The organism is Ciceribacter lividus (assembly GCF_003337715.1).
GTDB lineage: Bacteria > Pseudomonadota > Alphaproteobacteria > Rhizobiales > Rhizobiaceae > Allorhizobium > Allorhizobium lividum.
Genome location: NZ_QPIX01000001.1, coordinates 134,749 through 146,166 on the forward strand (window position 1 = coordinate 134,749; position 11,418 = coordinate 146,166).

The following is an 11,418-nucleotide window of genomic DNA, read 5'->3' on the forward strand; positions in this document are numbered from 1 at the left end:
CCCCATGCCCCGGAAGCGAGTGTCCGGATCGCCGCGCTTTCTTTTTGACAAGCATCCGGCAGTCGTATTGAACTCTCGCCCGGAGAAGAAACTGCGCATATCGGGGAGGAAGTGTATGGGTGGATTTGTGCTTGCGATCGATCAGGGGACGACGTCGAGCCGGGCGATCGTTTTCGACGGCGACATGCGGATCGTCGGCATCGGCCAGAAGGAATTCCCGCAGCACTTCCCGAAATCCGGCTGGGTGGAGCATGATCCGGAAGACATCTGGCAGAGTGTCTTGGCCTCCATCCACGATGCCTTCGGCCGCGCACGTGTCGAGCCGCACCAGATTGCCGCAATCGGCATCACCAACCAGCGCGAGACGGTGGTCGTCTGGGACCGCGAAACCGGCCGTCCGCTGCAGAACGCGATCGTCTGGCAGGACCGCCGCACGGCGAGCTATTGCGACAAGCTCAAGCGCCAGGACCTCGAAAAGCTCTTCGTCAGGAAGACCGGGCTGCTGCTCGATCCCTATTTCTCCGGCACCAAGCTTTCCTGGCTGCTTTCCAACGTCAAGGGGGCGCGGGCGAGGGCGGCGAAGGGCGAGCTCTGCTTCGGCACGATCGACACCTATCTCATCTGGCGGCTCACCGGCGGTCGTGCTCACGTGACCGACGCCACGAATGCCTCGCGGACGCTGATGTTCAACATCGCGACGAACGAGTGGGATTCCGAACTGCTCGAAATCCTTCGCGTGCCGGCCGCGATGCTGCCGGAGGTGAAGGATTGCGCGGCCGATTTCGGCGTGACCGATCCCGCCGTGTTCGGCGCGGCCGTCCCGATCCTCGGTGTCGCCGGCGATCAGCAGGCGGCGACGATCGGCCAGGCCTGCTTTGCGCCGGGCATGATGAAGTCGACCTACGGCACCGGCTGCTTTGCGCTCCTTAACACCGGCAGCGACATGGTCCGCTCGAAGAGCCGGCTCTTGACCACGATCGCCTACCGGATCGACGGCAAGACCACCTATGCGCTCGAAGGCTCGATCTTCATCGCCGGTGCGGCGGTGCAGTGGCTCCGCGACGGACTGAAGGTCATCGGCGACGCCCGCGAGACGGGCACGCTCGCCGAACTCGCCGATCCCGGCCAGCAGGTCTACCTGGTGCCGGCCTTCACGGGCCTCGGCGCTCCGTGGTGGGACCCGGAAGCACGCGGCGCCGTCTTCGGCATGACGCGCAATACCGGGCCTGCCGAATTCGCCCGCGCGGCGCTCGAAGCTGTCTGCTACCAGACCCGCGATCTGCTGGACGCCATGCACAAGGACTGGCGCAATGGCGGCGATGAGACCGTGCTGCGCGTCGACGGCGGCATGGTCGCTTCCGACTGGACCATGCAGCGGCTCGCCGACCTCCTCGATTCCCCGGTCGACCGGCCGGCGATCACCGAGACCACTGCGCTCGGTGCCGCCTTCCTCGCCGGCAGCCGCGCCGGCATCTGGCCGGGCATGGAGGAGTTTTCCAGGGCCTGGGCGCGCGATCGCCGCTTCGAGCCGGCGATGGACGAGAAGACCCGCGCGATGAAGCTCAAGGGCTGGCGGAATGCGGTACGGCGCACACTGAGCGACTTCTGACCGAGCACTCGAACATCAAAGCAGCCCGGCGAACACTGTGTCGCCGGGACAGTCCCTTGTTTCGGGTGAACCGGCTGCTATCTCTCATGCGGTTCACCAGTCACCAAGGGACAAAGCCATGGAGCTCGGCCTCTACACCTTTGCCGACGTCGATCCGAATGCCATAAACAAGGGAGCCGAAGGCGCACGCCGGCTCGCGAACCTCATGGAGGAGGTTGCGCTTGCCGACGAGGTCGGGCTCGACGTCTTCGGTATCGGCGAGCATCACCGGGCCGACTATGCCGTCTCCTCTCCCGCGACGATCCTCGCGGCCGCCGCCGTCAGGACGAAGCGAATCCGGCTCACCAGCGCGGTTTCGGTTCTGAGTTCGGACGATCCGGTCCGGGTGTTCCAGCAATTTGCGACCGTCGATCTTCTGTCGAACGGCCGTGCCGAGATCATGGCGGGTCGCGGCTCCTTCATCGAATCCTTCCCGCTCTTCGGCTACGATCTCGACGATTACGACCGGCTCTTCGCCGAGAAGCTCGATCTTCTGCTGACGCTGCGCGAACAGGAAGTCGTCAGCTGGTCCGGCGAGACGCGCGCCGCGATCCCCGCCCGCGGCGTCTATCCGCGGCCGCTGCAAGAGCCGCTGCCGCTCTGGATCGCCGTCGGCGGCACGCCGCAGTCGGTCGCCCGTGCCGGTGTGCTCGGCCTGCCGCTGGCGCTCGCGATCATCGGCGGCCAGCCGCGCCGCTTTGCGCCGCTCTTCGACCTCTACCGCGAGAGCGCGCGGCGCGCCAACCGCGATCCTGCGACGCTGAAGACCAGCATCAACGTCCACGGCTTCATCGCCGACACGACCGAGAAGGCGGCGGACGTCTTCTACGAGCCGCAGGCGGCGGTGATGAACCGCATCGGCCGCGAACGCGGCTGGGGCCCGACCAACCGGCAGCATTTCGACCAGTCGCGCGGGCCGGAGGGTGCGCTCTTCGTCGGCGATCCGGAGACAGTCGCGGAGAAGATCGTCGCCCACCACAAGATCTTCGGCAATGACCGTTTCCTGCTGCAGATGGCGATCGGCCTGATGCCGCACCGGGAGGTGATGCGCGGCATCGAGCTCTTCGGCACAAAAGTCGCCCCGCTGGTCAGAAATGCGTTGACGCCCGCGGAAACGGGCGCGTAAGCAGCCCGAAACAGCCGCGACCGGCCACTGCCCGGTCTGCCTGCGCGTGAAAGAGCACGAATGATTGTTTCCAGTGAAGACGAACTCAACGGCCTGAGGGAGATCGGCCGCCTCTGCGCGGTCGCGCTGAAGACCATGGGCGCGGCGCTGGAGCCCGGGATCACCACTCGCGAACTCGACATGATCGGCCGCAAGATCCTCGAGGATGCCGGTGCCCGCTCGGCACCCGAACTCTGCTATCAGTTCCCCGGCGCCACCTGCATCAGCGTCAACGAGGAAATCGCCCACGGCATCCCCGGCGACCGGATCGTCAAGGCGGGCGACCTCGTCAATATCGATGTTTCGGCGGAGAAGGGCGGTTTCTTCGGCGATACCGGTGCGTCTTTCGCCGTGCCTCCGGTCACGTCGAAGACCGAACGCCTCTGCCGCGACGGCAAACGGGCGCTCTGGGTCGGCCTCAACCAGGTTCGCACCGGCCAGCCGCTCGCCAACATCGGCAATGCGATCGGCACTTTCGCGAAGAAGAACCGCTACACGCTGATCACCAACCTCGCGAGCCACGGCGTCGGCCGGTCGCTGCACGAGGAGCCGACGGAGGTCGCGACCTGGCCCGATCCGGACGAAACACGGATCATGGAAGAGGGGCTGGTCTTCACCGTCGAACCCTTCCTGTCGCTCGGCGGGCACTGGGCGGAGGACGGCGACGACGCCTGGACGCTCTACAGCGAACCGAAGGCGCCCACCGTCCAGTTCGAGCACACGCTGGTCGTCACCCGCAACGGGCCGCTGATCCTGACGCTCGCCGACTGAGAGCGGGCGGCAAGGCGCCTCCGGTTTGACCGCGACCCTGTTCGGGACTATCTTCGTATTACAAACGGAGGTGAAAAACGATGTCCGTCAAGCGTGAGCTATCCGATCCGATCACCCTTCGCCTGCCGGTGGACGTTCTGTCGGAGATCGAGGACGTGGCCCGGACATGCGAGCGAAGCCGCAGTTGGGTCATCGTCCGGGCGCTGAAATCCTATCTGGCAAACGAAGGACGAGAAGTTCTCGAACTCGCAAGAGCGCGTCGGGCGGTCGATGCTGGCGATGTCCACGATCTCGACGACGTGCTCAAGGAGGTCGAGGCAATCGTTAAGGGAGCCGCCGCTTGAAGGTGCTGCTCGCCCCGGAGGCCAGGAACTACGTTTCGTCCGAGGCGCGATATCTCAAGGCTCGCAGTCCGCAGGCTGCGCGGCATTTTGCCGACAGCCTGAAGCAGCTCAAGGAGCATCTGTCACAGTTTCCGCATTGGGAAAAGTATCGGACGAGACCCCGGTGCCAGGAGTCCTCCGTTTCGTCATGGGAGCCTATCTGGTCGATTACGAAATCCGCCCAGGCGTTATCGTCATCCTCGGCATTCGCCACGGGCAGCAACGCCCGCCAGGGATGCCCCTCGATGACGATTTTGATTTCGAGGCGCCATGACGGCGAGTCGCCGGTGGCCGCCCGATCTCAGGCGGAGAACGCGACGGCGACGCCCCGTTTCTTGAAGTAAGACTGCATGATCTTGCGGCCCTGGCGATTGGACTGGGCGAGCTTCGCCGTCTCGAACACCGCTTCCTTGACGCCCTCGCGGGCCATGGCCCCCTTCAGCGCCGCGATGTGGAGATCGATCTCCTCGTTGTTGTTGTTGAGCGAGGCGTAGATGTTGTCGATGGCCTGGCTCAGTGTGAGGTCGTTCATGGGATGCTCCTTCGGATTGTCGCTTCTCCACTAGCGATTTTTGCCGTGGGAGCAAGCCGGGCTTTGAAACGGTGGTTCAGGCTGGTCGCAGCTGAAGGGTGGTCCATCTCGGTAGACAATTTCACGGGATACCCTGCGGTCGCGATCCTGGCACTTGTTCTCGCTGCGGTTCTGGCGGTTCCGGTGTAGAAACGCGTCGGTTGAGGCTGCGTTAGTGCGGGCTTCCGCGGGGTGGTGAACAGCAGGTTACAATGTCGTAACAAACCCCTGAGAGCATTGCTGGCAACATCGTTCTGCCCTAGTTTCGCGACAATCGAAATGTCCGACGCGCCGACAGCACCTGCCAGGAAAGTATCCGCCCGTGTTCAAATCATTCTTCCCACAACCAAAACTATTCTTCTCTTCTTTTGCAATCTGGACCCTCCTGTCGATCCTCGTGTGGTACTTTTTCGGCGCGCAGATGGGAACGGCCATCGGACTGCCGCCGTTGCCGGAGGACGCCGAGCCGATCATCAACTTAAGCTTCTTCGTTACACGCGACTACGTGTGGTTCTATCTCTATGTCAGCGTGTGGGCGCTGGCCTTTGCGCTATTCTGGGAGATTTATGCCAAGGATCATCCGTGGCGCCATTGGTCCATATGGGGCTCATATTTCATCATCTTCACCACCTATTTCGACGTTCAGGTCTCGGTGCTCCTCAACAACTGGCGCCGCCCCTTCGGGGACTTGCTGCAGAATGCCCTGACAGGAAAGCCGGGAATTACGGAGTGGGACTTTTACAGCTTGATGATCACGTTCTGGAGCATTGCGTTCCTGAACGTCGGCGTGTTCGTCGTGGTTCGTTTCTTCGTCAGCCACTATGTGTTCCGTTGGCGCACGGCAATGAACGAGTACTACATGTCGGTATGGCAGAAGGTGCGTCATATTGAGGGAGCTTCGCAGCGCGTGCAGGAAGACACCATGCGATTTGCTACCACTTTTGAGGGCCTCAGCGTCAGCCTGATCGGCGCGGTGATGAACCTCATCGCCTTTCTCCCGATTCTGTTCGCGCTGTCGAAATACGTCACGGACCTGCCGATCATCGGCGCCGTCCCGCACAGCCTGTTCTGGCTGGCGCTGGTCTGGTCGGTGTTCGGTACCGCGCTGCTGGCGCTGGTCGGCATCAAGCTGCCGGGCCTGGAATTCAGGAACCAGCGTGTCGAGGCCGCTTACCGCAAGGAGCTGGTTTATGGCGAAGACCAAGCCGATCGCGCGCAGCCGCTAACCGTGGCGGAACTCTACCGCAATGTTCGCCGCAACTATTTTCGCCTCTACTTCCACTACACCTATTTCAACCTGGCTCGGTCGTTCTACGGTCAGGCGGACGCTCTCTTCCTGCTCTTCATGCTGGTGCCGACGATCGTTGCTGTGAAGATCACTTACGGTATCTATCAGCAGATCGCGACCGCCTTCGGTCAGGTGAGCAATTCGTTCCAGTACCTGGTGAATGTCTGGCCGACGATCGTCGAACTGCTGTCCATCTACAAGCGCCTGCGCGCCTTCGAGGCGACGATCGACAACGAGCCGCTGCCGGAGATCGACCAGGATTACCTGCGGGACGCCAACGAACTGCCTGCTTCGCAGTAAGCCGACATTCGCCCGGCGGGTTGCCGCCGGGCAACCGTCCTAGTTGGAGGCCGGCGCCGCGCGGCGCTGACCGGTTTTGATGACGTGCATGGCCTCTGTGTAGCTCACGCAGGCGACGTCGGCGCGACCGCAGACGTCGCCCACCAGCCGCTCGAGCGCCCGCCAGTAGGCGCCGCCGTTCATCTCGACGAAGTGGAAGCCGAACTGCAGGGGAATGCGCTCGCCGTCATATTGTGCGTCGAAGGCGCTCTTGAAGGCGGCGTAGGCGCGTTCCTCGTATTCGATCGATTTCGACGGATTGTCGAGGCCGGCCGAATGGCGGATGAAGAGATTGTAGTCCATGCCGAGGATTTGCCGGTCCCGCGGCCCCTCGGGGATCAGCGGCAGGGCGAAACGGACGAGCCCGCCGTCGCTTTCCGGCCATTGCGGCCCCTTGGCCACGCCGCTCGCGTCGTAGACGAAGCCGGCAGCCCGCTCGGCCTCGGTGAGTGCCTTGGTCGCGGAAAGATAGGGTGCACGGAAGCCGGTGATGCCGTTCTCGACGAAATCCTGCCATTCCTTCGGTTCCCGCTCGCCGACGCCGTTCGCCTGCCATGCGCCCTTCAGCACGGTGTCGAAGGTCGAGAATTCTTTCAGCCAGTCGTCGCGCGTCCAGTCCTTGCCGTCGAAGTGGCCGCAGGCGTGGCTTGCGATCTCATGGCCTTCGAGATGGGCCTGCCAGATGTGATCGAGGCGGGCGGCCGCATCCTCCTTGCTCGGCGCGAAACCGACATTCGAGCGGCCCGGCTTCTGACCGGGTGCCGCATAACCCTTCTTCGCCTCGCGCGGGATCAGGTTGGTGCAGGAGAGGAAATAGGTGAAGCGGGCGTCGACCTTCTTCGCCATCGCCCGGCTCCTCGCCCAGAGCTCGTTGCTGCCCGCGCCATCGAACGAGATCACCAGGATCTGCGGACGCCTGATGAGGACCGGCTGCTCCGCGGCTGCGGCCTCGGTCACGGGCAGGAGGAGGGCGGTGGAGAGGAGAAGAAGCGAACGGTACATGGCAATCCTGACGGTGGGGCGGCTTGCGGCGTTCGAGCCGCCGGACGCCTTGTCTCATTTTCGGGCGATGCCGCACGAAAGACGCCTCGCGCCTTTCACGGAGCCCTCGCGGGAGAGGGGATTTCCTGTCATCAAAATGGGGCGAAGCTTTGAACGCGCTGGCAATTTCGCCCCACGCACTCTATTCCATTGGGAATGTTCAAAATGGGGCTCGAAACGATGGCTTTGCTCATCCTTGGGATCGTGGTGTTTCTCGGCATACATCTGACACGGATCGTGGCGCCCGGCTTCCGCGACGCGACGGTCGCGAAGCTCGGCGAGCAGCGCTGGAAGGGGCTCTATTCGCTGGCGAGTTTCGCGGCGCTGGTGGTGCTCGTCTACGGCTACGCAAACGCGCCGATCGTCGATCTCTACTATCCGCCGGTCTGGACGGCGCATCTGACGCTGACCCTGATGCTGCTGGCGATGATCGTCCTCGTGGCAAGCCTGCTGCCGGCGGGCCATATCGCCGCCAGAGCCAAACATCCGATGGTGCTCTCGGTGAAGATCTGGGCGTTTGCCCACCTGCTGGCGAACGGCGATCTGCGCTCCGTCCTGCTCTTCGGCTCTTTCCTCGCCTGGGGTGTCGTCGTCCGCATTTCCCTGAAGCGGCGGGAAAGGGCGGGCGATCTGAAGCCGCGGCCCTTCGTTTCCGCCCGTTACGACCTGCTGGCGATCGTGATCGGCGCGATCGTCTGGGGCCTCTTCATCGCGAGGCTGCATGCCTTGCTGATCGGCGTTCCGCCGATCGTCATGTAGGCTTTGCAAAGGATTCGCGGCATTCCCACTTACAAGGCCCGAAAAATCGGGTAGAAGGCCGCTCACGAACACAAAGGCATGAATGGCCGTCAGGCCGGAGACAACCATGGTTGAGAACAACGACAGCTTCATCCGCGAAGTGAACGAAGAGCTTCGCTCGGATCAGGTCAAGCAGGTGTGGCGCCGCTTCGGGACATACATCATCGGCGTCGCCGTCCTGATCGTGGTCGGCACGGCCGGATACCGCGGCTACGAATACTGGCAGGACCGTCAGTCCTCGGCCTCTGGCGACCAGTTCCTCGCGGCCCTGACGCTCGCCAGCGAAGGCAAGCGGGACGAGGCGCTTGCCGCACTCGCCGCGCTCGAGAAGGACGGCTACGGCGCCTACAGCGTGCTCGCCCGCATGCGGGCGGCGACCGTTCAGGCCGCGAAGGGCGAGACGCAGGCGGCGATCGACGCCTTCACCGCGATCGGCAAGGACACTTCCGTGCCGCAGGTGATCCGCGACGTCGCGCGTCTTCGCGCCGCCTGGCTGCTGGTCGACACCGGCACCTACGAGCAGGTCTCTGCCGAGGTCGAGGTGCTCGCAGCACCCCGCGACGCGCTGCGCCATTCGGCCCGCGAAGTGCTGGGGCTTGCCGCCTACAAGGCCGGCGACATGGTGAAGGCCCGCGAGTGGTTCGAGCAGATTACTGAAGACAACGAAACGCCGGGGAATGTCTCCAGCCGGGCACAGATGATGCTCGACAACATCGTCGCTTCCGGCAAGGCGCCGTAAGCGGCACACCGGCGGCAGCCAGAAAGCAAGGTCCATGAGTTTTACCGTCGCCATCGTCGGTCGTCCGAATGTCGGCAAGTCCACGCTCTTCAACCGCCTGGTCGGGAAGAAGCTGGCGCTTGTCGACGACACGCCGGGGGTGACGCGTGACCGTCGTCCGGGCGCGGCAAAGCTCATCGACCTGCGTTTCACCATCATCGATACCGCCGGCCTCGAAGAATCCGGTCCCGAGACGCTGCAGGGCCGGATGTGGGCGCAGACGCGCGCCGCGATCGACGAGGCGGACGTCACCCTCTTCGTCATCGACGCCAAGGCCGGGCTGACGCCGGCCGACCAGACGCTCGCCGAAATGCTGCGCAAGAGCGGCAAGCCGGTCGTGCTCGTCGCCAACAAGTCGGAAGCACGCGGCTCGGACGGCGGCTTCTATGATGCCTTCACGCTCGGGCTCGGCGAACCGTGCCCGATCTCGGCCGAACACGGTCAGGGCATGCTCGACCTGCGCGACGCGATCGTCGCGGCGATCGGCGAGGAGCGCGCCTTCCCGGAGGCGGACGATGTGGCCGTCACCGACGTCGACGTGCGCGAGCCGGCCGGCGCTGACGACGACGAGGAGGTCGAGCCGGAATACGACGAGACGAAGCCGCTCCGGATTGCCGTCATCGGCCGTCCGAACGCCGGAAAGTCGACGCTCATCAACCGCTTCCTCGGCGAGGATCGCCTGTTGACCGGCCCCGAAGCCGGCATCACCCGCGACAGCATCTCCGTCGAATGGGAGTGGCGCGGCCGCACCATCAAGATGTTCGACACCGCCGGCATGCGCAAGAAGGCGAGGGTGCAGGAGAAGCTCGAAAAGCTCTCCGTCGCCGACAGCCTCCGCTCGATCCGCTTCGCCGAACTGGTCATCATCGTCTTCGACGCGACGATCCCCTTCGAGAAGCAGGACCTGCATCTCGTCGATCTCGTCGCCCGCGAAGGCCGTGCCCCGGTGCTCGCCTTCAACAAGTGGGACCTGATCGAAGATCCGCAGGCGTTCCTTGCGGATCTCCGCGAGAAGACCGAGCGGCTCTTGCCGCAGGTGCGCGGCATCCGCGCGGTGCCGATCTCCGGGCAGACCGGTTACGGCCTCGACCGGCTGATGCAGTCGGTGGTCGAGACCGACCGCGTCTGGAACCGCCGCATCTCGACGGCGAAGCTCAACCGTTGGCTGGAAAGCCAGCAGGTGCAGCATCCGCCGCCGGCCGTCTCCGGACGGCGCGTGAAGCTCAAGTACATGACGCAGGTGAAGACCCGTCCGCCGGCCTTCATGATCTCGTGCACGCGGCCGGAAGCACTGCCGGAATCCTATCTTCGCTACCTGACGAACGGGCTCCGGAACGATTTCCAGATGCCGGGCGTACCGATCCGCATCCATCTGCGGGCGTCCGAAAACCCGTTCGAGGGCAAGAAGAAAAAGCGCTGATCGCTAGCCCGTGGCCGTCGCCCAGCGCGGCGAGGGCCGCGCTTTGGCTGCCTCGACATTGTCGAGGAATTGGCGCGTCGCGCGCTCCCATGAAAACGTCTCGGCAAGAGCCCTCGCGTCGTCGCGGGAACATGCCAGCGTCGCCTCGCAGGCGGAGCGGAGATCCTCTTTCAGAACGCCCGCCTTGCCGTCTCCCGGAATGATGTCGACCGGCCCCGTGACGGGAAAGGCAGCGACCGGCACACCGGAGGCGAGCGCTTCCAGGATGGTGTTGCCGAAGGTGTCGGTGCGCGAGGGAAAGACGAAGACATCGGCTTGCGCATAGGCGGCGGCGAGGTCCTCGCCGAACCTGGCGCCGGTGAAGACGGCGTCCGGATAGCGCCGCTGCAGGTTTTCCCGTTCGGGACCGTCGCCGACCACGACCTTCGAGCCCGGCAGGTCGAGGTCGAGAAAGGCCGGCAGGTTCTTTTCCACCGCAACGCGCCCGACCGTCATGAAGAGCGGCCGCGGCAGGCCGAAGGGACGCTCCGCGCGAGGCCTCGGGTGAAAGAGATCGAGGTCGATGCCGCGGCTCCAGAGGCGCAGGTTGTCGAGCCCGTGCCCCTCCAGCTCCCTCTTCAGGCTCTCCGTCGCGACCATGCAGACGCCGCCGCCGTTGTGGAACCAGCGGACATAGGCATAGAGCCAGGACATCGGCACCGGGACGCGGGCTGCGACATATTCTGGAAAGCGGGTGTGGTAGGTGGTCGAGAATCCCATGCCGTGCTTCAGGCACCAGTGGCGTGCCATCAGTCCGAGCGGCCCTTCCGTCGCGATATGGAGGTAATCCGGCGCGTGGCTCTCGATGGCGCGGGCGACACGGCTGTAACGCGCCATCGACAGCCTGATCTCAGGATAGGTCGGCATGGGAATGCTCGGATAGGCGTCCGGCGTAATCATCGCGACCTCGACGCCCATGCGCGCGAGTTCGCGATTGGTGTTCTCGATGGACCGGACGACGCCGTTGACTTGCGGTCGCCATGCGTCGGTGACGATGACAATTCTGGGCATGCCTGGACGAACTTCTCTTCGGCACCGGAAGGCGGGAACCCTCCGCTTTCTTCAGGCTTTATGTGGCCGCAGTGTTACAGGTTGATGTCACCCGCCTGTTCACAACATCGGCCTCTGGCCTCGTTGCCGCCGTCGCCTATACTGCCCCCACGATCACCACTGGCCG

Annotated in this window: 12 protein-coding genes; 9 read left to right on the plus strand and 3 right to left on the minus strand. The window is 64.2% G+C overall.

Features of this window, described 5'->3' with window-relative positions:
• Positions 1 to 115: 115 nt before the first annotated feature.
• The 5 genes from glpK to DFR48_RS22335 all read left to right on the plus strand — a co-directional run bounded on the left by glpK (position 116) and on the right by DFR48_RS22335 (position 4,241).
• The gene (gene glpK / locus DFR48_RS00700) at positions 116 to 1,609 is read left to right on the plus strand and encodes a glycerol kinase GlpK (RefSeq protein WP_114361248.1); all 1,494 of its coding nucleotides are present in this window, start codon (positions 116 to 118) and stop codon (positions 1,607 to 1,609) included.
• 118 nt (positions 1,610 to 1,727) lie between these two features.
• Positions 1,728 to 2,774 (plus strand): LLM class flavin-dependent oxidoreductase, encoded by a 1,047-nt coding sequence (locus DFR48_RS00705; RefSeq protein ID WP_114361249.1) that lies wholly within the window; start codon positions 1,728 to 1,730, stop codon positions 2,772 to 2,774.
• Between the two features lie 60 nt (positions 2,775 to 2,834).
• Positions 2,835 to 3,584, plus strand: coding sequence for a type I methionyl aminopeptidase (gene map, locus DFR48_RS00710; protein ID WP_114361250.1), 750 nt, complete (start codon positions 2,835 to 2,837; stop codon positions 3,582 to 3,584).
• Positions 3,585 to 3,664: 80 nt separating this feature from the next.
• Entirely contained in the window at positions 3,665 to 3,928 is a 264-nt protein-coding gene (locus DFR48_RS00715; RefSeq protein WP_114361251.1) for a CopG family ribbon-helix-helix protein, read from the plus strand.
• 187 nt (positions 3,929 to 4,115) lie between these two features.
• Positions 4,116 to 4,241, plus strand: coding sequence for a hypothetical protein (locus tag DFR48_RS22335; RefSeq protein ID WP_280956388.1), 126 nt, complete (start codon positions 4,116 to 4,118; stop codon positions 4,239 to 4,241).
• Between the two features lie 27 nt (positions 4,242 to 4,268).
• Here the strand turns inward: DFR48_RS22335 and DFR48_RS00725 are convergent, their stop codons facing one another.
• The gene (locus DFR48_RS00725) at positions 4,269 to 4,499 is read right to left on the minus strand and encodes a hypothetical protein (RefSeq protein WP_114361252.1); all 231 of its coding nucleotides are present in this window, start codon (positions 4,497 to 4,499) and stop codon (positions 4,269 to 4,271) included.
• 361 nt (positions 4,500 to 4,860) lie between these two features.
• On the opposite strand from DFR48_RS00725, the gene sbmA reads away from it, so the two are divergent.
• Complete coding sequence (gene sbmA / locus DFR48_RS00730; protein WP_114361253.1) at positions 4,861 to 6,126, plus strand: peptide antibiotic transporter SbmA; 1,266 nt, start codon at positions 4,861 to 4,863, stop codon at positions 6,124 to 6,126.
• 39 nt (positions 6,127 to 6,165) lie between these two features.
• Here sbmA and DFR48_RS00735 read toward each other — a convergent pair whose 3' ends face one another.
• A complete protein-coding gene (locus tag DFR48_RS00735; RefSeq protein ID WP_114361254.1) occupies positions 6,166 to 7,167 on the minus strand; it encodes a polysaccharide deacetylase family protein in 1,002 nt (333 codons plus the stop codon).
• A 219-nt stretch (positions 7,168 to 7,386) separates the two neighbouring features.
• Between DFR48_RS00735 and DFR48_RS00740 the strand changes: the two genes are divergently transcribed.
• The 3 genes from DFR48_RS00740 (at position 7,387) to der (ending at position 10,202) form a co-directional block, all read left to right on the plus strand.
• Positions 7,387 to 7,965, plus strand: a complete 579-nt coding sequence (locus DFR48_RS00740; protein WP_114361792.1) for an NnrU family protein — start codon at positions 7,387 to 7,389, stop codon at positions 7,963 to 7,965.
• Between the two features lie 106 nt (positions 7,966 to 8,071).
• A complete protein-coding gene (locus tag DFR48_RS00745) occupies positions 8,072 to 8,743 on the plus strand; it encodes a tetratricopeptide repeat protein (RefSeq protein WP_114361255.1) in 672 nt (223 codons plus the stop codon).
• A gap of 34 nt (positions 8,744 to 8,777) precedes the next feature.
• On the plus strand, positions 8,778 to 10,202 hold the full coding sequence (gene der / locus DFR48_RS00750; protein WP_114361256.1) for a ribosome biogenesis GTPase Der: 1,425 nt from the start codon (positions 8,778 to 8,780) through the stop codon (positions 10,200 to 10,202).
• A 3-nt stretch (positions 10,203 to 10,205) separates the two neighbouring features.
• Here the strand turns inward: der and DFR48_RS00755 are convergent, their stop codons facing one another.
• Positions 10,206 to 11,252, minus strand: a complete 1,047-nt coding sequence (locus tag DFR48_RS00755) for a glycosyltransferase family 4 protein (protein ID WP_114361257.1) — start codon at positions 11,250 to 11,252, stop codon at positions 10,206 to 10,208.
• Between the last annotated feature and the right edge of the window lie 166 nt (positions 11,253 to 11,418).